Source organism: Methyloceanibacter sp., from assembly GCF_035650995.1.
GTDB lineage: Bacteria > Pseudomonadota > Alphaproteobacteria > Rhizobiales > Methyloligellaceae > Methyloceanibacter.
The window spans coordinates 18,408-39,537 of sequence record NZ_DASRGO010000135.1; the positions used below are offsets into that span (position 1 = coordinate 18,408).

The 21,130-nt window shown below is 64.1% G+C and carries 22 protein-coding genes; 13 read left to right on the forward strand and 9 right to left on the reverse strand.

Features of this window, described 5'->3' with window-relative positions; translation table 11 throughout:
* Positions 1–51: 51 nt before the first annotated feature.
* Together VFB18_RS10270 and VFB18_RS10275 are read right to left on the reverse strand one after the other, a co-directional pair.
* On the reverse strand, positions 52–675 hold the full coding sequence (locus tag VFB18_RS10270; protein WP_324974509.1) for a uracil-DNA glycosylase family protein: 624 nt from the start codon (positions 673–675) through the stop codon (positions 52–54).
* Between the two features lie 47 nt (positions 676–722).
* The gene (locus VFB18_RS10275) at positions 723–1,466 is read right to left on the reverse strand and encodes an MBL fold metallo-hydrolase (protein WP_324974510.1); all 744 of its coding nucleotides are present in this window, start codon (positions 1,464–1,466) and stop codon (positions 723–725) included.
* A 256-nt stretch (positions 1,467–1,722) separates the two neighbouring features.
* Here VFB18_RS10275 and VFB18_RS10280 point away from each other — a divergent pair, with 256 nt between their 5' ends.
* The 5 genes from VFB18_RS10280 (at position 1,723) to VFB18_RS10300 (ending at position 6,428) form a co-directional block, all read left to right on the forward strand.
* On the forward strand, positions 1,723–3,195 hold the full coding sequence (locus VFB18_RS10280; RefSeq protein WP_324974511.1) for a sensor histidine kinase: 1,473 nt from the start codon (positions 1,723–1,725) through the stop codon (positions 3,193–3,195).
* Between the two features lie 215 nt (positions 3,196–3,410).
* Positions 3,411–3,932 carry a L,D-transpeptidase gene (locus tag VFB18_RS10285; RefSeq protein WP_324974513.1) on the forward strand — a complete coding sequence of 174 codons (522 nt, stop codon included), beginning with the start codon at positions 3,411–3,413 and terminating at the stop codon, positions 3,930–3,932.
* A 9-nt stretch (positions 3,933–3,941) separates the two neighbouring features.
* Positions 3,942–4,460: a CAP domain-containing protein gene (locus VFB18_RS10290; RefSeq protein ID WP_324974515.1), complete on the forward strand. Its 519-nt coding sequence runs from the start codon at positions 3,942–3,944 to the stop codon at positions 4,458–4,460.
* Between the two features lie 31 nt (positions 4,461–4,491).
* The gene (locus VFB18_RS10295) at positions 4,492–5,160 is read left to right on the forward strand and encodes a MarC family NAAT transporter (protein ID WP_324974518.1); all 669 of its coding nucleotides are present in this window, start codon (positions 4,492–4,494) and stop codon (positions 5,158–5,160) included.
* A gap of 248 nt (positions 5,161–5,408) precedes the next feature.
* Positions 5,409–6,428, forward strand: a complete 1,020-nt coding sequence (locus tag VFB18_RS10300) for an SGNH/GDSL hydrolase family protein (RefSeq protein ID WP_324974521.1) — start codon at positions 5,409–5,411, stop codon at positions 6,426–6,428.
* Between the two features lie 74 nt (positions 6,429–6,502).
* Here the strand turns inward: VFB18_RS10300 and VFB18_RS10305 are convergent, their stop codons facing one another.
* Complete coding sequence (locus VFB18_RS10305; protein ID WP_324974524.1) at positions 6,503–6,787, reverse strand: hypothetical protein; 285 nt, start codon at positions 6,785–6,787, stop codon at positions 6,503–6,505.
* 222 nt (positions 6,788–7,009) lie between these two features.
* Here VFB18_RS10305 and VFB18_RS10310 point away from each other — a divergent pair, with 222 nt between their 5' ends.
* Genes VFB18_RS10310 through VFB18_RS10320 form a run of 3 tightly spaced genes read left to right on the forward strand, consistent with a single transcriptional unit; the run spans position 7,010 to position 8,476 of the window.
* Entirely contained in the window at positions 7,010–7,195 is a 186-nt protein-coding gene (locus VFB18_RS10310; protein ID WP_324974528.1) for a DUF1289 domain-containing protein, read from the forward strand.
* Positions 7,192–7,893 (forward strand): retropepsin-like aspartic protease family protein, encoded by a 702-nt coding sequence (locus tag VFB18_RS10315; RefSeq protein WP_324974531.1) that lies wholly within the window; start codon positions 7,192–7,194, stop codon positions 7,891–7,893. The genes VFB18_RS10310 and VFB18_RS10315 overlap by 4 nt, the downstream gene beginning before the upstream one ends.
* 31 nt (positions 7,894–7,924) lie before the next feature.
* A complete protein-coding gene (locus VFB18_RS10320) occupies positions 7,925–8,476 on the forward strand; it encodes a retropepsin-like aspartic protease family protein (protein WP_324974534.1) in 552 nt (183 codons plus the stop codon).
* Positions 8,477–8,488: 12 nt separating this feature from the next.
* Here VFB18_RS10320 and VFB18_RS10325 read toward each other — a convergent pair whose 3' ends face one another.
* Positions 8,489–9,376 carry a cation diffusion facilitator family transporter gene (locus VFB18_RS10325; protein ID WP_324974537.1) on the reverse strand — a complete coding sequence of 296 codons (888 nt, stop codon included), beginning with the start codon at positions 9,374–9,376 and terminating at the stop codon, positions 8,489–8,491.
* A gap of 242 nt (positions 9,377–9,618) precedes the next feature.
* Between VFB18_RS10325 and VFB18_RS10330 the strand changes: the two genes are divergently transcribed.
* Together VFB18_RS10330 and VFB18_RS10335 are read left to right on the forward strand one after the other, a co-directional pair.
* A complete protein-coding gene (locus VFB18_RS10330) occupies positions 9,619–11,121 on the forward strand; it encodes a phosphomannomutase/phosphoglucomutase (protein ID WP_324974540.1) in 1,503 nt (500 codons plus the stop codon).
* 113 nt (positions 11,122–11,234) lie between these two features.
* Positions 11,235–11,867, forward strand: a complete 633-nt coding sequence (locus VFB18_RS10335; RefSeq protein ID WP_324974543.1) for a PEMT/PEM2 methyltransferase family protein — start codon at positions 11,235–11,237, stop codon at positions 11,865–11,867.
* Positions 11,868–11,975: 108 nt separating this feature from the next.
* On the opposite strand, the gene dusA is transcribed toward VFB18_RS10335, so the two are convergent.
* On the reverse strand, positions 11,976–12,983 hold the full coding sequence (dusA, locus tag VFB18_RS10340) for a tRNA dihydrouridine(20/20a) synthase DusA (protein WP_324974547.1): 1,008 nt from the start codon (positions 12,981–12,983) through the stop codon (positions 11,976–11,978).
* A gap of 54 nt (positions 12,984–13,037) precedes the next feature.
* Positions 13,038–13,634 (reverse strand): TetR/AcrR family transcriptional regulator, encoded by a 597-nt coding sequence (locus tag VFB18_RS10345; RefSeq protein WP_324974550.1) that lies wholly within the window; start codon positions 13,632–13,634, stop codon positions 13,038–13,040.
* A 115-nt stretch (positions 13,635–13,749) separates the two neighbouring features.
* Between VFB18_RS10345 and VFB18_RS10350 the strand changes: the two genes are divergently transcribed.
* Together VFB18_RS10350 and VFB18_RS10355 are read left to right on the forward strand one after the other, a co-directional pair.
* Entirely contained in the window at positions 13,750–16,215 is a 2,466-nt protein-coding gene (locus VFB18_RS10350) for an FAD-binding oxidoreductase (RefSeq protein ID WP_324974553.1), read from the forward strand.
* A 10-nt stretch (positions 16,216–16,225) separates the two neighbouring features.
* Positions 16,226–17,233, forward strand: coding sequence for an alpha/beta hydrolase (locus VFB18_RS10355; RefSeq protein ID WP_324974555.1), 1,008 nt, complete (start codon positions 16,226–16,228; stop codon positions 17,231–17,233).
* Here the strand turns inward: VFB18_RS10355 and VFB18_RS10360 are convergent.
* Together VFB18_RS10360 and VFB18_RS10365 are read right to left on the reverse strand one after the other, a co-directional pair.
* Positions 17,175–18,014, reverse strand: coding sequence for a c-type cytochrome (locus VFB18_RS10360; RefSeq protein ID WP_324974557.1), 840 nt, complete (start codon positions 18,012–18,014; stop codon positions 17,175–17,177). The two genes, VFB18_RS10355 and VFB18_RS10360, sit on opposite strands and share 59 nt — an antisense overlap.
* Positions 18,015–18,094: 80 nt before the next feature.
* Positions 18,095–18,370, reverse strand: coding sequence for a metal-sensitive transcriptional regulator (locus VFB18_RS10365; protein WP_324974560.1), 276 nt, complete (start codon positions 18,368–18,370; stop codon positions 18,095–18,097).
* Between the two features lie 49 nt (positions 18,371–18,419).
* Here VFB18_RS10365 and VFB18_RS10370 point away from each other — a divergent pair, with 49 nt between their 5' ends.
* Complete coding sequence (locus VFB18_RS10370; protein ID WP_324974562.1) at positions 18,420–20,759, forward strand: heavy metal translocating P-type ATPase; 2,340 nt, start codon at positions 18,420–18,422, stop codon at positions 20,757–20,759.
* Between the two features lie 24 nt (positions 20,760–20,783).
* Here VFB18_RS10370 and VFB18_RS10375 read toward each other — a convergent pair.
* Positions 20,784–21,130, reverse strand: a 347-nt coding sequence (locus tag VFB18_RS10375) for a hypothetical protein (RefSeq protein ID WP_324974564.1), incomplete at its 5' end; no start/stop codon positions are given.

Sequence of the window (21,130 nt, forward strand, 5' to 3'; positions counted from 1 at the left end):
ATACTCTATCTAGTTAGTAGATTATTTTAGCGTCGGCCGCAAGCGGGAATTTTATAGGAGCTTGCGCACCTTGCGCCGAAGAACCGGCAACAGCTCGGCCTCGAACCATGGATTGTCCTTGAGCCAGGCATTGTTGCGCCATGAAGGATGCGGCAGCGGTATGACGCGCGGCCGCTTCTTGCTCCGCAGATGCCGCCGCCAGTCGGCCATCGTGTCGGACAGCGTGCCGCTCGCCTCGCCGAGATGCCAGGCTTGGGCATAGCTCCCGACCGCCAGCAGAAGCTCGATTTGCGGCAGCAGGGCGAACAGCTTCTCGCGCCACAGCGGCGCGCATTCGCGCCTGGGCGGAAGATCGGCGCCCTTCCCGTCCTGGCCCGGAAAGCAGAACCCCATCGGCACGATCAGAACGCGGGACGCGTCGTAGAATTCCTCGCGTGTGACGTCGAGCCAATCGCGCAGCCGGTCGCCCGACCGGTCGGTAAAGGGGATGCCCGAGGCGTGCACGAGCGTGCCCGGCGCCTGGCTGCAGATCGCAAGCCGCGCCGTCGTGCTTGCGCGCAGCACCGGGCGCGGCTCGTGCGGCAAGGGCTTGCCCAACGGCGCCTCGACGCATTTCCGGCAGGCGCGAATCGCGGCGAGCATGCGCTCGAGTTCCGCCTCGCGCGGCTCGGCCATGCGCGGCCTCGCAGCACATGACTTTGCTCCGCGCTCCGCTGCGGCGCTCATAGCTCGAGCGTCATGCCGTCTTCGGCTACGAGGTAGCGGGACTGATCGACGCGCGTTTTCGCTGACAGCATGGCCTCCCCCATATGGGTGAGGAGAACGCGTTTTGCACCGAGCCGCGCGTAATTGGCGTCGATGGTCGCGTAATCGAGATGGATGGGAAGCGTGACGTCATACTGAAAGCACTCGCTGATGAAGAGGTCGGCCCCTTGTGCCACCTCGTACAGCACATCGACCCATCCCGTGTCGCCGGTAAAGGCAATCGTCTTGCCGTCGACCGCGAATCTCAGCGCATAAGGCGGCGCGCCCGAGGGATGCTTCACCTCGAACGGCGTCACGGTGACGCCTCCGACGTCGAGCGGCCGCTGCTCCTCATATTCCTGGAACACAAGCTCGAACCCCGGATCGTTGGTGGTCGAACCGGGATAGAGCGCCTCGGCCGCCATGAGGTAGCGCGCTTCGATCCCGCGCGGACCGGTGACGATGAGCGGCCGTTTCCGCTTGCTGACATATTGCCCGTCGATCAAAAACCACGGCAGGCCGCCGAAATGATCGCCGTGCAGATGGGTGACGAATACGGCGTCGATCTCGTTGGGATCGAGCTTAAGCCGGCGCATGCCGATCAGCGTCGAGGCGCCGCAATCGATGAGGAAGACCGTTTGCGCGGAGCGGACGTGGAACGAGGTCTGCAAGCGCCCGCCCGCGCCAAACGCGTCCCCGCAGCCGATGATGGTCAGTCGCATGGCGGGCGCATCTTAGAGCCTCGTGTCAGCGCGGGGCGAGAGTAAACGCACCGTTAGGGAATTCCGGTGATAGTTCGTAAAGGAGTTTCGCGTCGAGCGAGGCGGAACCGCCGGTCTATGCCGTTGGCGGTACTCGCCTTTTCGCCGGTCAGTGGGTCGTTTGCGGGTCGCACGAAGCATGTCAGGGGGCGCCACAGCCGGGGCTCAACGAGCCGCGTCGGCAACGGTCAACGGGAAACGGCGCTCCTTCCGCAGCGTGCAGGAGGTCCGCGAGAAGCTTAGCTACAAGTCTTCAGGCGCCAAGCCGGAGTTCGAATACGAACTCCTAATGATGTTCGTGAAGAACGAGCTGTCGGCGGCCGTGACCACGCCGCTGCTCGCCGTCATCGTCGCCATGGGAGCGATGTTCTGGGCGCCGCCGCGCGAGCTTCTGATCTGGCTCGGCACGGTGTTCATCTCCAAGGGCATCTTGATCAGCCTGTGCCGGCAATTCGCGAAGGCGCCGCGCGAGGATGCCACCACGCCCGTCTGGCGCGCCAAGATCACCGCGGCCGAGTTCCTCTACGGAGTCACTTGGGCCGCAGTCGCCTTCATCAGTCCCAATACCCAAGGCGAGGCGGCGCAGACCTTCATCTTCGCCGCCCTCCTCGTCGTCATCGCCATGCGCATGCTGTTCGCGTCGACGGTCATGCCCATCGTCTATGCCGGCACCTTGCCCATCACCGCCGCCATCGTCATCCGCTTCGCCCTTCTCGACAATCCGTTCTACTGGGCGATGGCCGCCATGGCCGTCGGCGTCCACATCTATTTCATCTGGCTGATGAGCGGCTTCAACGCGACCGTCATGGCCATGCTCGAATATCGCGCCGAGAAGGACGCTCTCATCGGCGAGCTCGAGCAGGCCAAGGCGATCTCCGACGAAGCACGGGCCCGCGCCGAGGAAGCGAACCTCGCCAAGTCGCGCTTCCTCGCCACCATGAGTCATGAGCTGCGCACGCCGCTCAACGCCATCCTCGGTTTCTCGGAGATCATGCGCGGCGAGATCCTCGGGCCGCACGCCAATCCGACCTACAAGGAATACGCCAACGACATCCATCAGAGCGGCCAACACCTGCTCAATCTCATCAACGAGATCCTCGACATCAGCCGCATCGAGGCCGGCCGCTACGAGCTGAACGAGGCCCCGGTCAGCCTCCCCGAGGCAGTGGAGGAGTGTCACCGGTTGATGCGGCTGAGAGCCGAGAACAAGGGACTAAAGATCGTCGAGGAGTTCGAAGAGGGATTGCCGCAGCTGTGGGCCGACGAGCGCGCCATCCGCCAGATCTGCCTCAACCTACTCTCGAATGCGATCAAATTCACCCCGAGCGGCGGCACGGTGACGCTCAAGGTCGGCCGCACCGGTACCGGCGGCCAGTTCCTGAGCGTGAAGGACACCGGCCCCGGCATTCCCGAGAATGAGATCCCGCGCGTGCTGCGAAGCTTCGGCCAGGGCTCGCTCGCCCATGAGACGGCCGAAGGCGGCACCGGCCTCGGTCTTCCCATCACCAAGGGCCTGACCGAGCTGCATAACGGCACCTTCGAGCTCAAGAGCAAGCTCCGCTACGGCACCGAGGTGGTCGTCGCCTTCCCGCGCAGGCGGGTGATGGAGCCCCTGCCCCGCGTGCCGGAGCCCGGCGAAGACGCACCGGAGAAGCCTCGCTGGGCCACCCGCACCGCCGGCAAGCGCTAACGGCGGAATCGGGAGCCTTCGCCCCCACCCATGACGCGCAATCGGCGCCCAACCCGGGCAAGGCCGCTTAAAGCCTTGCGGCGACGCACGCCGGAAAATCTCGTGTGTTCAAGGAGCTGTTGGCCTCCGGACGGCCATGACGGACGCGGCTCGGGCTGCTAGAATGTGTCTTGGGTGGCCGCCGCTCTCGCGGCCCATGAGGGATGTCAACGGGGATGAAGCAGCTCAAGCTGATCGCCGCAGCCCTGCTCGCCGGGTGGCTTGTTTGCGCCGCGAGCGGCCAGGCGCGCGCGGCCAACATTCTGATCGTGGTCGATAAGCCCTCTCAGACCATGACCGTCACAGTCGATGGGCAAGTACTCTACCGCTGGCCGGTATCCACCGGAGCGACGGGCTTCTCCACGCCGCCCGGCTCCTACACCCCCTTCCGCATGGAGCTCATGCACTACTCGCAAGAGTGGGACAATGCTGGCATGCCGCACGCGATCTTCTTCACCACGCGCGGCCACAGCATCCACGGCTCGGACCATCCCGGCCTCGGCACGCCGGTGTCGCACGGTTGCGTCCGGCTGTCGCTGACCAACGCCACCATCCTCTACGACCTGGTCCAGGCCGACGGCATGGGGAATACCAAGGTCGTGGTTAGAGGGCCCGATCCGCCCGGCTTCTACGAGCCGAGCCAGCCGCCCCAGCAGAAGCGGCCGTTCCTGCCCTTTGGCGGCCTGTTCCGTTTCTGACCGGGAATGATGCGGCGAAGCATCGTGATCATCGCCCTGATGCTGCCGGCAGCGCCGGCAAGCGCCCTGCCCTGCCTATGGAGGCCGTTCAGCGGCTGCTCGTTCTCATTCGTATCGCCGGAATACGCCGCGCGGCCCGTGCAGCCGCTCGACAAGGAGAAGGCGCTCGAGGCGGTCAACGCCTTCCGCACCGCGAACGGGCTGAAGCCCCTCGTGCTCGACGAGAGGCTTTGCCAGGCGGCAGCGATGCAATCGAAGGCTCAGGCCGAACGGAGCTGGATTGGGCACTACGGGCCTGACGGCTCGACCGCCAAGGATCGCGCCGCGCGCGCCGGCTACCCGGCCAAGATCGCTTCGGAAAACGTCGCCTCCGGACAGAAATCCTTCGCCGACGCGCTCCAGTTCTGGGAGCAAAGCTCGGGCCACAGGACCAATCTGCTGCGCTCCAACGTCGCTGCGATCGGCGTCGCGATGGCCAAGACCAAGAGCGGTCATCCCTATTGGACGCTCGTTCTTGCCGGCCAATGACGCGCACGCCGATGGTCTAGACCGAATCTCCATGAGCGAGGCATTCAACACCTTCCTGCTCGTGCTCGCCGCGATTTTTCCGATCGTCAATCCGCCCGGATCGGCGCTCGTGTTCCTTGCATTGACGCGCGGCGCGACGCCCGAGACCCGCCGCATCCTTGCCGGGCGTGTCGCCCGGAATTCGTTCTTCGTGCTCGTCTGCTCGCTCCTCTTGGGCGCGGTTATTCTCAAGCTCTACGGCATCTCGATTCCGGTCCTGCGCGTCGCCGGCGGTCTCATCGTGGCCGTCGCCGGATGGAAGCTGTTGAACGAGGGCAGTCAGAAGGAGCGCGAGGCCTCCGCCGACAGCGACAAGCGCACCGATCTCCTCGATCAGGCCTTCTACCCGCTGACCTTGCCGCTGACCACCGGCCCCGGCACGATCGCGGTCGTCATCAGCCTCGGACTGTCGCGAGCGTCCTACACCAATTCGACCGACGAAATTGTATTCGTGCTGGCGAGCCTCGCGGCGGTGATCGTGATCTCCGCCACGGTTTACCTGTGCTTCGCCTATGCTGACCGGGTGCAGAGGCTGCTCGGTCCCGGCGGCACCGACATTGCCGTACGGCTGTCCGCTTTCATTCTCTTCTGCCTCGGCGTTCAAATCCTGTGGTCGGGCGGAAGCGAGCTGCTGAAGTCGGTGCTGCCCGCCGCTCCTTAAGCCCATCGAATCCGGAAGCAGAGTCGACGACAGCGGTGCCAGACCGTGGCCTGGCGCTGAAGAACAATCTTAGATTGCCCTTTATAGTGGTAGAACGTTATCTTTCTCGCCTTCTGATAGTATTGGGCGACATCACGTGAATCGGCCGAGCCGCTTCAGGAGGTCGAGGGAGGGGAACGATGGCTCCAGCGAAGCGTCGACGGACCACGAAGACACGGACCAAAACACGAGCCAGAACGCGGACGACGATGACCGCCGTGGATACGGGACCGGTCACGCTCGCCGAAGCCAAGACCCTGGCACTAGCAAAGCGGCCGAAGTTGGCAGCGCAAGCCATGAGCAAAGGCGCCGTGCCGCCGGCCTCGCCGGCCAATGTGGGGGCCGAACGCGAAAACCTCGAAAAGGAGCGGCGTGAGGAGTACGCGCGCCGCATTCGCGAATACACCGCCACGATGGAGATAATGAAAAAGCGCGGCGCTCGGCGCCCTCGGCCGAAGCGCGCAACCGAGGCGCTGGAAGAACCGGCGTCGTTCGTGCCGCTCCAGATCTTTGCCGAAGGAGATTCTTGGTTCGACTATCCAATTCCTTTCTTTGGCGGCGGCATCGTCCCGCGTCTCGAGAGGCTGCTCGGTGTACCGATCTTGAATCTGGCAAAAGCGGGCGACGAGGCCCGCTATATGCTTGGTGTCGAGGAGCGCACGCTTCTCGCGCAACACCTGAGCCAAGGCTGCCCGGCAGGCGGCCCGTGGGACGTCCTCCTTTTCTCCGGCGGCGGCAACGATATCGTCGACAACCCGATGGCGTTGTGGGTGAGGGACTGGAATCCGGCTTTGCCACCGGCGGATCACATCCACCAACCGCGTTTCGACACCGCCAAAGCGCTGGTACGGGCCGCATACGAAGATTTGATTGCGCTCCGTGACACGCTCAGTCCCGGCACGCACCTGGTCTTTCACGGATACGACTTCGCGATTCCGAGCGGCCGCGGGGTCTGCGGTTACGGCCCGTGGCTAAAGCCCACCTTCGACCTGCGCCGCTTTCCGCCTGGTACGCCGCGTCAGGAGGTGGTCAATGCAATGTTGCGGCAATTCGCGGCCTTGCTGACGTCGCTGGCCACCGTAGCCAAGGTGACGTTTATCAACGGCCAAGGCACACTGCCGGCGAATGCTTGGCATAACGAGCTCCATCCATCGAAGGCGGGCTTCGAGAAATTTGCCGGGATCTTCTACCGCGAATTGAAAAAGCTCTATCCCAACCGCGTCGCATAAAGCGAAGCTGGGAGGGTAAAGGGTCGGCGCAACCCGACAAGCACGCAGCGCGTTGCGAAAGGCCGGCAGAGGCCTCACCCGTCCGGTTTCACGGCGTCTCCGCAGCGGAACGTCACGTCTTTGCCCCCGGACGGCACGATGACGAGCTTCTGGCCTTTGGCGCGGCAAAACTGGCCGGCTTGTTCTACCGCATCCTTCATGGCGTCGTTTCCGCCAACGAGGACGGAGTTGCCGATACTGCCAACGCCGATCTTATAGGTACCTGGATCGATCTCTTTGATCTGCCCGGCATCGGAGTTTGCCGTGGCGCAGCCGGCGACGAAGGTGGCCATCAATGCATAGACATGAGGCTTTGACATCTTGACCCCGCTCCCGAACGTCATGGCCGCAATAGCGGCCCGCGAGTACAAAACGTAAGAGCAAGCCGTTTCGCCTCGTTTCCGCGATTTCGCGCGGCGCATGCCCCCTGTCTGGGCGAACGTTCGTGGCAAAATCGAGGAGAATTTGGCACGACCCGGGGCTTCTGGCGTTATACCCGCTCCATGCTTAAATGTTCGGGGGCCTGGAACCGGTAAACTGCCTTGGAAACGCCTTGCGTCAATGTCTGCCTGCTCGACTCCGAGTCGGGGCTGTGCGCCGGCTGCGGCCGCACGCTCGAGGAAATCGCCAACTGGAGCGCGATGAGTGACGCCGAGCGGCGCGCCGTGATGGCCGTGCTGCCGGCACGACTCGCTGATCTCAAGACTGCCGAGAGCAGACCCACGTGACGACCTGGCTTGCCCTGTTCATCCTAGCCTTCGGCGCCATGCTGCTCGTGAGTAACGAGTCGGGCATGATCGCCGGCGTCGATGCCGCGACCTTCGGTTACGTGGCGGTGTTCTCGGCTCTCCTCGTCTATCTCGCCGGCGGGATGATGTCGCGCTACGGCGGTCGCGCGAGCGCGATGGTGCGCGACGGCGTGACCTGGCTCGCGCTTGGGCTCGCCCTGGTCACGCTTTATGCCTACAAGGAGGAGATCGTCCCGTTCGCCGCGCGCATGGTCGGCGAGTTTCTGCCCGGCAGCGCCATGACCGTTGAGCAGGGCGCCGGCGGTCTCACCGAGATCCGCATCCGCAAGCGGCTCGACGGCCACTTCAACGCCAATGTCGCGGTGAACGGCAGGAACGTCGCCATGATCGTCGATACCGGCGCCTCGTCCATCGTGCTGACGCCCGAGGACGCCGCCAAGGCGGGCATCGATATCCGCAACCTTGCCTACAACATTCCCGTCCTCACCGCCAACGGCCGCACCTACGCCGCCCGCGTCCGCCTCAAGAAGGTCGCCATCGGCCCGCTCGACCGCGCCGATGTCGATGCGCTCGTGGCAAAACGCGGGGCGATGACCCAGAGCCTGCTCGGTATGAGTTTCTTAAGCCGCCTCCGCTCTTATGAGTTTTCCGGAGATTTCCTGACGTTGCGCGGCTGAGCCGCGTGCGATCTCGCGAGCGGGTAAGGCTTTGAGTCCGGGCGCAAGACATGCGCTGCATGAGGCGCTTCTGTGGGGTGCCGTGCTGTTCGCCGGCATCGCCGCGATCGTTTTCTTCGACGACATCACGAGCACGCTCCGGCTCTCGAGCGATACCTCCACCTTACCGAAACCGACGGCGGACGAACCGGCCGAACTGCAATCGGCCTTCCCGAGCGAGGTGCGGCTCAAGGCCGACTCGCGCGGGCATTTCATCGTCCAGGCCTATGTCAACAATCGCAAGGCCACGTTCATGGTGGACACCGGGGCAACCCTCGTGGTGTTGAGCTACGAGGACGCCGAGCGTCTCGGCCTGTCTCCTCGCAATCTCGACTTCTGGGGCCGCGTGGACACGGCAAACGGCGTTGCCGCCGTCGCCCCGGTCATGCTCGACCGCGTGCGCGTGCATGGCATCACCGTACGCGACGTCAAGGCGATCGTAGCGCAGCGCGGCGCTCTCACCGGCAACCTGCTCGGCATGAGCTTCCTGCGGCGGTTGAGCAGTTTCCAGATGAGAGGCAGCGAACTGGTGCTCGAGCCGTAGCCGCTCCTTTGTTCAAACCACCGGCACGCCTTCGAGCTTCGCCTTCTCTTCGGGCTCGACGTGAATGGTGATGACCGCGTGCGGCAGGTCCTCCTTGAGCGCCGCCTCGACCCGGTCGCAGATCGCATGCGACTCGGCGACCGTCATGGTGCCCGGCACCACGAGGTGGAACTCGATGAAGGTCGTGCGCCCGGCGTGCCTGGTGCGGAGATCGTGCGCTTCGATCGCGCCTTGCGCCTCGGTCGAGATCGCCTTGCGGATCTTTTCCAGCATCTCCTTCGAGACCGCTTCGTCCATCAGACCGCCGATCGACTGGCGCATCAACTGCCAGCCCCACCACAGAATATGCAGCGCGACCAATGCGGCGATGAGGGCGTCGAGCACGAGCACTCCGGTCATCGCCACGAGGGCCACACCCGCGAGCACGCCTGCGGAGGTGATGACGTCGGTCAGCAAGTGCTTGGCGTCGGCCACGAGCGCCGGCGAGCGCGCCCGCTTGCCGTAGCGGAACAGGGTAAAACACCAAAGGGCGTTGACGGCGCTCGCAAGCCCATTCAGGGCAAGGCCCAACATCGGGGCGTCGAGCGGTCTCGGCTCGAGATAGCCGAGATAGGCCTTGCGCAGGATGGCGAGCGCGGCGATGCCGATGAGAACGCCCTCGACCACCGCCGAGAGATATTCGACCTTGTGATGGCCATAAGGGTGATTGGCGTCGGGCGGCATGGCGCTGAGGCGCACGGCGAGAAAGGTGGTCACCGCCGTGGCCACGTTGACGATGCTCTCGAGCGCATCCGAATAGAGCGCGACGCTGCCGGTGAGCACGTAGGCCGCATATTTGAGGCCGAGCACAGCAAGGCCGACCGCGATGCCGCCGAGGGCGAGCCTGACAACGAACTTCATGAGGGCGAGATCATCCGCGTGGCCGTGGGCGCGGCGAGAGTACCGCGCCTGATGCGCCTTGCGCCTAGAGCGCCGCGCGCGCCGGCGCAAGCGTCTTCTTTTTGATTGCAATTCGCTTGCATTAGGAGCGGGGCTTCGGTGTTACCACTATGCGCCACAGAGGCGGAACAAAGGCGCATCCAAGCCTGTTGGTCGGCGGAGGAAAATCGCTTATCACACGCAAAATCACCAAGAGCGAAAGTATGTTCCCCAAACCCCGCCAAGACCTCGTTCCCAATACCCTCGAATTCGAGCGCCTTCCCCTCGTCAAGGCCACAGGCTTCCGCGAGTACGACGCTCGCTGGCGGTACCCTGAGGAGATCAACCTGCTCGGGCTCGAGGCGGTTGGGCTTGGGCTTGCCACGCTGATGCGCGAGCGCGGCGTGCCGATCCGCGTCGTGGTCGGGCACGATTACCGCTCCTATTCCGCCGCGGTCAAAGCGGCGCTTGTGACCGGGCTGATGGCCGGCGGCGCGGAGGTCCACGATATCGGGCTAGCGCTTTCGCCCATGGCCTATTTCGCTCAGTTCGAGCTCGGCGTGGAAGGCGTGGCCATGGTGACGGCGAGCCACAACGACAACGGCTGGACCGGCATCAAGATGGGGATCGAACGCCCGCTCACCTTCTCGCCCGAGGAGATGACGGCGCTTAAGGAGATCGTGCTCGGGGCGCGCTTCGCTTCCCACAACCAAGGCGGCCGCTACATCTTCGTGCCCGATCTGCCGGAGCGTTACCTGGCGGACCTCCTGAAGCGGCCGAAATTCTTGCGCCCGATGAAGGCCGTCGTCTCCTGCGGCAACGGCACGGCCGGCGCCTTCGCGCCGCGCGTCCTTTCGGAGCTCGGCATCGACGTGGTTCCGCTCAATTGCAATCTCGATCATTCCTTTCCCGCCCACAACCCGAACCCCGAAGACCTCGCTATGCTCGATGCGACGCGCGACGCCGTGCGCGCCCACGGCGCTGATCTCGGGCTCGCCTTCGACGGCGACGGCGATCGCTGCGGCGTGATCGATAACGAGGGCAACGCGATCTTCGCCGACAAGGTGGGCGTGATGCTCGCCCGCGACATCGCCGCCCGCAACAAAGGCGCTCTGTTCGTCGCCGACGTGAAATCGACCGGCCTCTTCCTCACCGACCCGGTGCTCAAGGAGCACGGCGCCAAGACGGCCTTCTGGAAAACCGGCCACTCCTACATCAAGCGCTACAGCCACGAGACCGGCGCGCTCGTCGGCTTCGAAAAGTCGGGGCACTTCTTCTTCAACCCCCCGCTCGGCCGCGGCTATGACGACGGGCTCGTCGCGGCGCTCGCCGTGCTCGACATGCTCGAGCGCAGTCCCGGCAAGACGCTGGCCGATCTCGAGCGCGAGCTGCCGCGCACCTGGCAGTCGCCGACCATGTCGCCGCATTGCGCCGACGAGGTGAAATACGCCGTCGTCGACCGCATCGTCGATCATTTCACGAAAGTCGCCGCCAATGGCGGCATGCTCGCCGGCCAGAAGATCCGCGAGCTGATCACCGTCAACGGCATCCGCGTCGTGCTCGACGACGGCACCTGGGGCCTGGTGCGCGCTTCGTCGAACAAGCCCGAGCTGGTGGTCGTGGTGGAAAGCCCCACATCGGAAGCGAACATGCGCGCGATCTTCGCCGCGATCGACGCCGAACTCGCCAAGCAGCCGGAGATCGGCGCCTATAACCAGAAGATCTGACGGCGCCGTTCCCGCCGAGCAACGCCCCAACCACACTCTGAAAGGAGCGCCACAGAACCTTCAGCGTACCGTCGCAAATTTGCAAAACGAATCTGTTTTTTTCGCCGCGTACCATGCTTGACTTCGATTTCACACATATCGTCTTCGCCGCAGGGTTGATCGCCGGCGTCACGCTCGATCTCCTGCTTCTGCGCACCTTTCTCTTTCCCCCGTTCCGCATCTGGCCGACACCGGAACCCGGCAGCTGGCAGAGCCTGACCTTCTGGGGCCTGTTTCGCGGCGCCTGGGTGCTCACCTTCCTCACCGCGGCGCTCGATTGGGATTCGACGCCGCTCCTCGACTGGACCCGTTTCGTCCTCGCCCTGCCGCTCGGTCTCGCCGGGCTTTTCGTTACCGTATGCGGTTATTTCAATCTCGGGCTCGGCAACACCTATTGCGGCGCGGACGGCCTCGTGACCGGCGGCCTTTACCGCTTCAGCCGCAACCCGCAATACACCGCCTCGATCATCGGCCTCATCGGCCTGTCCATCGGCGCGAACTCGATCTTCACCATCGTGCTTTCGCTCGCAATCATCGGGGCTTACGTGCTGATGGCCCTGGTCGAAGAGGAATGGTTGAAGGAGCGGTACGGGGCGCCGTATCGCGACTATTGCCTTGAGACGGCGCGCTTTCTCGACACGCAAGAGCTCGCCCAAGCGCTCGCTGCCCTCATCGAGCGGAAGAAGCCCTCGCGCCAAACGAGCTGACAGCGATGCGTTGAGATTCGTCATGGCCGGGCACTGGCCGGGTCGCAAGGTTCGCGATCCGAGTGCCCGGCATGACGAGATGGGACGCGCGAAGCGCGCGACTCGCGCTTATTCGGCCGCAATAGACATACGGCTTTCGCCCGCAACGATGCGGCGCGCGCCGTCGAGCACCTCGATGCCGGCGCCGTCGAGATGTGCGTGCTCGGCGAGATGGCGGCGAAAGGCGCGGGCGCGCGGCTGACCATGAAACAGCCCGAGGATATGCCGCATCATGGCGTTGAGGCGCACGCCACGCCGAAGCTGATCCTCGACATACGGCCTGAACGCATCGAGCACATCCAATCGCGAAGGAACCGGCCCCTCCTCGCCGAATATTTCGCCATCGACCTCGGCGAGGAGATACGGATCGGCATAGGCGGCGCGCCCGAGCATCACGCCGTCCACATGCGCAAGCTCTGCCTTCGCCGCAGCGAACGACTCGATTCCTCCGTTGAGGATGATCTCGAGATCGTGCCGGCGCTTCTTCAAACGATGGACGCGTCCATAGTCGAGCGGCGGTACGTCGCGGTTCTCCTTCGGGCTCAAGCCCTTGAGCCATGCCTTGCGTGCATGCACGATGAAGCTCGCGCAGCCCGCGCGGGCGACCTCGTCGATGAAGCGATCGAGGCTCTCCTCGGCATCCTGATCGTCGATGCCGATGCGGCATTTGACGGTGACGGGAAGGCCGGAGCTTGCCACCATCTCGGCGACGCACGCGCCCACAAGCGCGGGCTCGGCCATGAGGCAAGCGCCGAAGCGGCCCGACTGCACCCGGTCCGACGGGCAGCCCACGTTGAGGTTGATCTCGTCGTAACCGAACTCCGCGCCGATCCTCGCGGCTTGCGCGAGCTTGTCCGCATCGCTGCCGCCGAGCTGCAGCGCGAGCGGATGCTCGGCCGGATCGAAGCCGAGCACGCGCTCGCGGTCGCCATAGAGCACGGCCTCGGCCGTCACCATCTCGGTATAAAGAAAGGTCCGCTTGGAGATGAGGCGCAGGAAATAGCGGCAGTGGCGATCGGTCCACTCCATCATCGGCGCGACGGCGAAGCGATGTGTTGCGGTCTTATCCTTGGCCATGAGCATCACATGGCGCGGACGTGCAATTAAAGCAAGCCATCTCCGTTGCCGAGGCTAACCGCGACGGGCATCCTCCCAGCCCGTACTGGCGAGAATATGCCTCTGAACCGACTCGCGGAGCTCGGTCGCCAGGGCCTCGTCGTCGATCGCCCGTGCCAGCACCATGCCGCCGACGCAGAGCGCGACGACTACGAGGGCCTGATTGCGCGACTCGGGTCCCGAGAGATTCGCCTCGAACAAGCGGACCATATGCTCGGCAACCTGCCGATAGGCGGTCTTGACTGCCGGGCTCCCCCGCGCGGCGTCTGACGGCAGCCCTATCAGCGGGCACGACCCATCGACATCTTCCAGATGTTCGCGCGAGAGATAAGCATCGACCACATAACGGGCGAACGGCAGGCCAGGCGCACATCGTCCCGCCGGGGTCTGCTGCCAAGGCTGCGGCGGCCGACACAAGTACTGGGCGATAACCTCTGAATAGAGTTCGTCCTTACTCTTGAAGTGCCGATAGAAGCCGCCATGAGTTAGCCCGGCGGCCGTCATGATCTCGCCGACTGTGACTTCGGAGAAGCCTCTCCGGTTGAACAGCCGTGCGGCGCTCGCGATGATCCTTTGCCGCGTCTGTGCCTTATGCTCGCGCGAATAGGGCATGGCATAGTCCTCCTCAAGGGACGGCCTTATACATAGACCAAAAGATGATCTTGAACATCTTTAGGTTCTGGGCACGCTCGGGGCCCTTGAAAGGGTCATCAGCCGAAGCCGGCCCATGAATCTCGAAGATCACCCGACGGTCAGGCGCCTCGCAAAGGCCAAGACCGCGGCAGCGACGCCTTTGGAGAGCCCTATCGACGCTGCGGCCCTCCGTCAGATGGCGCTCGACTGCGGCGCCGCCGATGCCGGCGTGGTCGAGATCAGCCGGCCAGGCCTCGATCCCCAGCGCGATGAGATCCTGCGCAACTACCCCTGGACCAAGACGCTGCTCAGTTTCGTCGTTCGCATGGCGCGGGAGCCGGTCCGTGGCGCGCCGCGTTCCGTCGCGAATTTGGAATTCCATCGGGCCGGCCACGAGGTCGATGCGATCGGTGCCGCCATCGTCGCGCGGCTCGAAGCGCGCGGCATCCGCGCCGTCAATCCCTCCATGGGCTTTCCCATGGAGATGAATAGAACCCCGTCCTATGCCCCTTGGATCATCTCGCACAAGCCGGTCGCGGTGGAAGCCGGGCTGGGCCATATGGGCATCCACCGCAACCTGATCCATCCCAAGTTCGGCAATTTCGTCCTTCTCGGGACCGTGCTCGTCGAACTCGAGGTCTCGAGCGAAGACCGTCCCGTCGATTACAATCCCTGCCTCGAATGCAAGCTTTGCGTGGCGGCCTGCCCCGTCGGCGCCATCGGTCCCGACGGCTTATTCAATTTCTCGGCCTGTCTTACCCACAATTATCGCGAGTTTCTGGGCGGCTTCACCGATTTCGTCGAGCAGATCGCCGATTCGCGCGATGCCCTCGACTACCGCAAGCGCATCAATGAGTCCGAAACGTCGTCGATGTGGCAGAGCCTGAGCTACAGCGCCAACTACAAGTCGGCCTATTGCATGGCCGTCTGCCCGGCGGGCGAAGACGTGATTGGCCCCTATCTTGCGGACAAGCAGCGGCATCTGCGAGAGGTCGTGCGTCCGCTCCAAGAACGCGCCGAGCCTGTCTATGTGATCGAGGGCTCGGACGCCGCGGCCATTGCCCGCCGTAAGTTCAAGAACAAGACGGTCAAACCCGTTTCCGGAGGTCTCAGGCCGCGGACCATCGACGGATTGCTCACCTTCATGCCCTTCGTGTTCCAGCCCAATCAATCGCGCGGGCTCGATGCCACCTTCCATTTCATCTTCACCGGCGCCGAGGAGCGAAAGGCTACCATCACCATCAGAAATCGCACGCTCGACATCAAGGATGGACTTCACGGCAGAGCCAACCTTCGTGTCACCGCCGACGCCAAGACGTGGCTTGGCTTCCTCGCCGGTGAAAAGAGCCTGTCGCTCGCCGTCCTCCGCGGCAAGGTTCGATTTAAAGGAAACCTTCGGCTCCTGCTCGCCTTCGGCAAGTGCTTTCCCTCGGCGCCCGTGCGCCGCAAGCCGGTCGAGATCCTCCCCCAACCCTCGCTTCTGAAGCGCGAGCCGCCGCGTTATCGGCGCAACGACCAAGCGACGGGAAAAATTAGATGGCTCGGTAAGCTCGTGCTCGCCGAGAAGGAAGACGTAACGCATAACGTCGCGACCTTCCGCTTCAAATCGCCGGACGGCGCCCCTATCCCGTTCGACTACAAGCCAGGACAGTTCCTTACTCTGCATGTTGCGCCTGGCGGCGTCGCCACCAAGCGCTCCTACACTATCGCTTCGACACCCACTTGGCGCGACCGCATCGAGATTACAGTTAAGCGCGAAGAGCATGGCCTCGTCTCACGCTTCCTCCACGATGAGCTTGAGCCGGGCGCTGAGGTTGAGATCGAAGCCCCTAACGGGACATTCTATTTCACCGGGAAGGATGCCAAGAGCGTGCTCCTTATCGGCGGCGGCGTCGGCGTCACCCCGATGATGAGCACGACGCGTTACCTCACCGAGATCGGCTGGTCCGGGACCGTGCACTTGATCCTCGGATTCAGGACGCCGGCCGATTTCATCTTTCGCGATGAGCTCGCAAAGCTCAAAGCGCAAAATCCCAATCTTCACGTCACCGTGACGATGAGCCGGCCCGATGGAAAGACATGGAACGGCCGGAAGGGGCAGATCGATGCGGCGCTCCTCGCCCAAGCCGTTCCCGATATCGTTTCGCACCCGGCGCATGTTTGCGGGCCTCCCGCCATGATGGACGCCGTCAAGTCGGCGCTGGTCGGACTGGGCGTGCCCGAAAGGCAAATCCGCACGGAGGCCTTCGGCACCGTCAAGCGCGATCCCACGGCCAAGAGCGGCGCTTCGACGACGGTTGCCGGCAAGGTGTTCTTCCAGGCGTCGAATATTGCGGCGCCGGTCTTTGCCGGAGGGACGATCCTCAATGCTGCCGAGGAGGCCGGCGTCTTCATCGATAATGCCTGCCGGTCGGGAACCTGCGGCTCGTGCCGCGTCAAGCTGATCAAGGGCTCAACACGCATGGCCGTTCAGGACGCGCTCACTGCCGAAGACAAGAGCGACGGGTACATCCTGGCCTGCCAGGCCGAGATCAGTGCCGACGTCGTCGTGGATGCTTGAGGAGCGAATCATGAATTGGACATTGTGGGTCTTGCTGTTCGTCGCCGTCGGCATCGGCGTGTGGCTCGTCTCCTTCGTCGTCGAGGCGCTGCGGCCAAGGCCTGCGGCCCCGGAGAAGCTCAGATGGGCCCCCAACATTCCGATTCAAGCGATTGAAATCGACGGCAATAAGCTTCGCTATATCAAGACTGGCAACGGGCCAGTCCTCGTGCTGCTTCACACGCTGAGGACCCAACTCGACCTGTTCGAGAAGGTCGTGCCAGAGCTTGCCAAGCATTTCACCGTCTATGCGCTCGACTATCCGGGCCACGGCCACTCGGACATCCCCCAGGCGCGATACGATGCGCACTTCTTTACCGCCGCAGTTGAAGGCTTTCTCGACAAGCTTGACCTTCGCGACGTGACTCTGGCGGGCGTCTCGATTGGAGGTTCGATCGCGCTCATTCTCGCGTCGCGGCAAAACCCCCGCCTTGCCAGGGTCATCGCCATCAATCCTTACGACTATGCCAAGGGCCGCGGCATGTCGCGGGCCGGTCTGTTCGGCTGGATCGTGACCTATACGGCACTCGTGCCTGTGATCGGCGAGACGGTCATGCGGCTCAGAAATTTTATCATCATGAAAGCGGTGCTGAATGGCGGCGTCGCCGGCCCGGGCAGCATCCCGCCTGCGCTCCTGAAAGAAATGTATCTCGTCGGCAACCGCCCGGGACACTATCGCGCCTTCCTCAGTCTGCTGCGCAACGCTGAAAGCTGGGAGGCCGCGACCAAAGACTACCGCCGCATCAGCATCCCAGTGCTCCTTATCTGGGGCGACCAGGATTGGGCGAGGCTGCCCGAGCGCGATCATGATCGCGACTCAATTCCGGGCTTGGAAGTAACGACTCTCGAGCACGGCGGCCACTTCCTGCCGCTCGACCGGCCGCGGGAGCTCGTTCAGTCGATCGCCAATTTTGCCGGCTCTACTGCAAGTCCGAGCCGGTCTCGGGCGTCGCGGGCGGATGCGGCTTCGAGATCATGAACGCCGCCACGTCCCAGGCCTGCTGCACGGTCAACACCGGATCGAGATAGCTGACGCCGAAAGGCATGTTGGCGTGGATATAAGCGGCGGCGTAGGCGGTCTTGGCCATGCCTGCGCCTGCGTTGAAACTCGCCTCTCCCCAGAGCGGCGGAATGGAATAGCCGATACCGGGGCTTGGCTTGAGCTCCCCCTGGCCATCCTCCTTGTGACACTTGGCGCATTGTTGCGCGTAAACCTCTTGCCCGCGCCGCGCGTCGGGCGGCGAGGCAGGATTTTCGAGCGGCTTGAGCCCCATGCCGGGGAGCCGCACGCCTTCGGGCGTTCCCTCTCCGAGGAATTTGAGATAGGCGACCAGAGCCTGCATCTCGCGGCTGTCCTCGGGCAAGTTCTTGCCGTTCAGGCTCCGCCGCATGCAGCCGTTGAGCCGGCCGGTGAGCGTGAGCACCTGGTCGTCGACCATCATGGGAAAGGTCCCGAAGGTCGAGATGAACGGAGCCGCGAAGGGCTGGAGCCCCGCGTTCAGGTGGCAGTTCTGGCAGGAAAGATCGTTGCCGGCATAGCGCATCGCCGGATTGGACGCGTTCTTGCCGATATAGCGTGCGGTGTTGACGATCAAATCCTTGCCGTAGCGAATAAGGTCATTCTCAGGACCCGGGCCGAGCTTGTTGACGTCGGCCGCGTACCAATTGACCTCTTTCTTGTTCCACAGGACATAGCCTGCGCCGAGGCCTGCCACGGCGGCCACGGCAAGCGCGACGGCAGTGAGCGCTGCGCGAATCATTTTTTCCCCCAAAGACCGGCGTTCCCCCGGCGACATCATATCCGGTGTTCGGCCCGAGTTCAGCACTGCTGATGGCGGGGTCAACGCTCCGTGCGGCCGAGGACCTCCATGAGCTCGGCGACCTTGCGGCGCTGCTCGGACTTGTTGCCGCTCGCAATGGCATGCTCGACGCAATGCGCGACATGGTCGTGAAGCACTTCTTCCTCGACTTTGCGCAAGGCCGCGCGCGCGGCCGAGATCTGCGTCACGATGTCGATGCAGTAGCGGTCGTCCTCGACCATGCGGATCAGGCCGCGCACCTGGCCTTCGACTCTTTTGAGCCGCTTCAGCGCGGCCTCCTTGGCATCTTCTCTCATACGCGCTATATACCCCTAGGGGGTATCTGTTTCAAGCGGGACCGAAACCATGAGCGCCGAGTGCTGCCACAACCACCACGCCGACCCACACGGGCACGGAGAGACCGCGGCTCCGGCGGGGAAGCGCGCCATCGATCCCGTCTGCGGAATGACGGTCGACATGCACGCCGGCAAGCCGACCTATGTCCATGGCGGCCACACCTATTATTTCTGCTCGGACGGCTGCCGCTTGAAATTCGCCAAGGAGCCGGAGCGATTTCTCGACAAGAAGGGCGAGCCTGAGCCTCTGCCCAAGGGAACGCTATACACCTGCCCCATGCATCCCGAGATCGTGCAGGAAGGTCCCGGCCATTGCCCCATCTGCGGCATGGCGCTCGAGCCGATGGGCGTGCCGGGCGAGGACGAGGTCAATCCCGAGCTGATCGATTTCACGCGACGCCTATGGGTTGCCGTGCCGCTTTCGCTTGCGCTCGTCATTCTCGACGAGAGCAAACACCTGTTCGGGCTCGACGTGCTGCCCATCCTCTCCGCGAGCGGCAAGCAATGGCTTCAATTGGTCCTCGCGACGCCTGCCGTGCTGTGGTGCGGCTGGCCATTCTTCGTGCGCGGCTTCGCATCGCTTCGCTCGATGCGGCTCAACATGTTCACCCTCATCGCCCTCGGCACCGGCGCGGCGTTCCTTTACAGCGTGGTGGCCACGGTCGCGCCGGGTCTGTTCCCGGCCGCCATGGCGATGGACGGCGTGGTCCCCGTCTATTACGAGGTCGCTGCGGTCATCGTCGCGCTCATCCTGTTGGGTCAGGTGCTCGAACTCCGTGCCCGCGAGCGGACCGGCGGCGCGATCCGCGCCCTGCTCGACCTCGCGCCCAAGACCGCGCTCCGCGTGCTCAAGGATGGCAAGACCGAGACCGTCCCCCTCGCCTCGATTCAGGTCGGCGACATCCTGCGCGTGCGGCCGGGCGACAAGGTTCCGATCGACGGCAAAGTGATCGACGGCAGGAGCGCGGTCGACGAATCGATGCTGACCGGCGAGCCGATCCCGGTGGAGAAATCGGCCGGCGACCGCGTCACCGGCGGCACGCTTAACGGCAATGGCAGCTTCGACATGCGCGTCGATCGCACCGGTGCTGCGACCACCCTCGCCCAGGTGATCGAGATGGTGGCGGCTGCCCAGCGCTCGCGCGCCCCGATCCAGGCCCTTGCCGATACGGTGTCCGGCTATTTCGTGCCGGCGGTGGTGCTCGTCGCAATCCTCGCCTTCATCGCCTGGTATGTTCTCGGCCCCGCGCCCCAGCTCGCTTACGCGCTCGTGGCCGCTGTCACCGTGCTCATCATCGCCTGCCCCTGCGCGCTCGGCCTTGCCACGCCGATTTCGATCATGGTGGCGACCGGACGCGGCGCGCAGGCCGGCGTCTTGATCCGCAATGCTGCCGCGCTCGAGCGGCTTGCCAAGGTCGACACCGTCATTGCCGATAAGACCGGCACGCTGACCGAGGGAAAGCCCGCGCTGACCGCCGTCGAGGCGGCCAGCGGCTTCACCGAGGATGAAGTGCTCAAGCTCGCCGCCTCGCTCGAAGCAGGCAGCGAGCATCCCCTTGCCGCTGCGATTTTGCGTGGCGCGGAAGCCCGCGGCGTGAAGCCGGAAAAGGTCGCCGGCTTCGCGGCCGTAACCGGTCAGGGCGTGAAGGCGCGCCTCGGCGAGACCGAGGTTGCGCTCGGCAATGCCCGGCTGATGGAGACCCTGGGCATCGCGACCGCCTCTCTCGCCAAAGCCGCCGAGGCTAGGCGCAAGCGCGGCGAGACCGTGATGTTCCTGGCCGCAAACGGCAAGCTCGCGGGCCTGATCGCCGTGGCCGATCCCATCAAGTCTGCGGCCGCCGAGGCGATCGCCAAGCTGCACGCGCTCGGCCTCAAGGTCGTAATGGCGACCGGCGACAACGAGACCACGGCGAAAGCGGTCGCCGCCGATCTCGGCATCGACGAGGTCCGCGCCGGACTACGGCCCGAGGACAAGCTCGCCTTGATCGACAGCCTTCAGAAGAAAGGCGCGGTCGTCGCCATGGCCGGCGACGGCATCAACGACGCTCCGGCCCTGGCTCGCTCCGACATCGGCATTGCAATGGGCACCGGCACCGACGTAGCGATGGAGAGCGCCGGCGTCACGCTAGTGCGCGGCGATCTGCGGGCCATCGCTCGAGCGCGCCGCCTCAGCCGTTTCACACTGTCGGCCATTCGGCAAAATCTGTTTCTGGCGTTCGTTTACAACACGGTGAGCATTCCACTCGCCGCGGTTGGTTTTTTCCCTCCCATCCTTGCGGGAGCGGCCATGAGCTTGTCATCGGTATCGGTGATCGGCAACTCGCTGCGGCTGCGGAAGAAAGCGCTATAGCGGGCCATCCGGCAACTCATGCGTCTATTGAGAATCTACGGTGTACCCACTCGATTCGCTGCCACGAATGACGTAATGGGCGTCCCTCCTTGGATAAAAGGTTTCCTCCCCTTCCTTGCCCGCTTCGCTTTTGCCGCGTGCATTGGGGAAATCAAGTTCTGGTGTGCGGCAGCGCGTGTGTGTGGCCGTATAATGCGGACCAAGATTGAACGATTGGCCGTCCACAATGTAACGAATGGGTGCGTCCGTCTCGTTGGTGATGCGGAAGAGGATGGCCTTCGACTTGGGCCGGCCAAAGTCCTGCACAGCATAATAGCGTCCCGTCCGCTCGCTACGCGCGACCCCGACGCCGATCTCTTCGAGATCACCGT

Excerpts from the sequence above, each read along its gene's own strand:
- VFB18_RS10270 (WP_324974509.1), bottom strand. The coding sequence starts at position 675 with ATGGCCGAGCCGCGCGAGGCGGAACTCGAGCGCATGCTCGCCGCGATT.
- VFB18_RS10275 (WP_324974510.1), bottom strand. The coding sequence starts at position 1,466 with ATGCGACTGACCATCATCGGCTGCGGGGACGCGTTTGGCGCGGGCGGG.
- VFB18_RS10285 (WP_324974513.1), top strand. The coding sequence starts at position 3,411 with ATGAAGCAGCTCAAGCTGATCGCCGCAGCCCTGCTCGCCGGGTGGCTT.
- VFB18_RS10290 (WP_324974515.1), top strand. The coding sequence starts at position 3,942 with ATGCGGCGAAGCATCGTGATCATCGCCCTGATGCTGCCGGCAGCGCCG.
- VFB18_RS10295 (WP_324974518.1), top strand. The coding sequence starts at position 4,492 with ATGAGCGAGGCATTCAACACCTTCCTGCTCGTGCTCGCCGCGATTTTT.
- VFB18_RS10300 (WP_324974521.1), top strand. The coding sequence starts at position 5,409 with ATGACCGCCGTGGATACGGGACCGGTCACGCTCGCCGAAGCCAAGACC.
- VFB18_RS10305 (WP_324974524.1), bottom strand. The coding sequence starts at position 6,787 with ATGTCAAAGCCTCATGTCTATGCATTGATGGCCACCTTCGTCGCCGGC.
- VFB18_RS10325 (WP_324974537.1), bottom strand. The coding sequence starts at position 9,376 with ATGAAGTTCGTTGTCAGGCTCGCCCTCGGCGGCATCGCGGTCGGCCTT.
- VFB18_RS10330 (WP_324974540.1), top strand. The coding sequence starts at position 9,619 with ATGTTCCCCAAACCCCGCCAAGACCTCGTTCCCAATACCCTCGAATTC.
- VFB18_RS10335 (WP_324974543.1), top strand. The coding sequence starts at position 11,235 with ATGCTTGACTTCGATTTCACACATATCGTCTTCGCCGCAGGGTTGATC.
- dusA (WP_324974547.1), bottom strand. The coding sequence starts at position 12,983 with ATGGCCAAGGATAAGACCGCAACACATCGCTTCGCCGTCGCGCCGATG.
- VFB18_RS10345 (WP_324974550.1), bottom strand. The coding sequence starts at position 13,634 with ATGCCCTATTCGCGCGAGCATAAGGCACAGACGCGGCAAAGGATCATC.
- VFB18_RS10350 (WP_324974553.1), top strand. The coding sequence starts at position 13,750 with ATGAATCTCGAAGATCACCCGACGGTCAGGCGCCTCGCAAAGGCCAAG.
- VFB18_RS10355 (WP_324974555.1), top strand. The coding sequence starts at position 16,226 with ATGAATTGGACATTGTGGGTCTTGCTGTTCGTCGCCGTCGGCATCGGC.
- VFB18_RS10360 (WP_324974557.1), bottom strand. The coding sequence starts at position 18,014 with ATGATTCGCGCAGCGCTCACTGCCGTCGCGCTTGCCGTGGCCGCCGTG.
- VFB18_RS10365 (WP_324974560.1), bottom strand. The coding sequence starts at position 18,370 with ATGAGAGAAGATGCCAAGGAGGCCGCGCTGAAGCGGCTCAAAAGAGTC.
- VFB18_RS10370 (WP_324974562.1), top strand. The coding sequence starts at position 18,420 with ATGAGCGCCGAGTGCTGCCACAACCACCACGCCGACCCACACGGGCAC.